The organism is Kocuria sp. ZOR0020 (assembly GCF_000800955.1).
GTDB lineage: Bacteria > Actinomycetota > Actinomycetes > Actinomycetales > Micrococcaceae > Kocuria > Kocuria subflava.
On sequence record NZ_JROX01000351.1, the window covers coordinates 1 to 746 of the forward strand.

At 34.0% G+C, this 746-nt stretch carries 1 protein-coding gene; it reads left to right on the forward strand.

All coding sequences use genetic code 11. From position 1 onward, the window contains the following. Positions 1-52: 52 nt before the first annotated feature. Positions 53-746 (forward strand): hypothetical protein (locus tag L979_RS15435; protein ID WP_047692799.1); only part of this gene is annotated, 694 nt, incomplete at its 3' end.

A 746-nucleotide genomic window follows, 5' to 3' on the forward strand; every position in this document is an offset into this window, starting at 1 on the left:
TCAATTTAACTAAGGCAGAGTTCAAAATCAAGAGAAAGGCGGACTTCGTTTAATGTTAGAAGCTAATGTTTATGATAACTTTAACCCTAATTATTATAATATATCTGATTTTACTCTTCCTAATGGTAAAAAAGACAAAAGAGGGCTACCAATACCAAAGGCAAGATGTCAAGTTATTAACTATGAGTTATGGGAAACAGGCTATCTTTACACTTCGTCAGCTACATTGACGGTTTCGGTAGAAGTTGGGGATATTGTTCAAATTCTTTTTCCTGAAGTTGTTCCAATCGAGGAGGCTCTAGGTCAAAAGAAAAAGCTAAACTTGGATATGGTTTATCTTGTGACAGATGTAGATGAAAGTAATAAAGCTACATTAAAGAACTATTTTTGGGCAATGATTGAAAGTCTTGATGTTCCAAATGCAATAACTAAAACGACAAATTTTGCTATCATTGATTATTTAATTGACCCTAATAAGAATAATTTAATGAGTTATGGCTACTTTTTCAATTCAACTATCTTTGAAGGAAAGGCTACAATCAACCGAAAAGCGGAAACTTCATCGGCTCATGACGTAGCTAAAAGGATATTCTCTAAGGTTCAATTTCAACCGACAACAACTATTCAACACGCTTCGTCTGAAATAGACCCTAGAAACTTATTATTCATTAACTTCGCTTCTAGGAACTGGAATAGAAATAGAATCACGACAAGGGTAGATATTAAGCAAAGCGTGACAATGGACA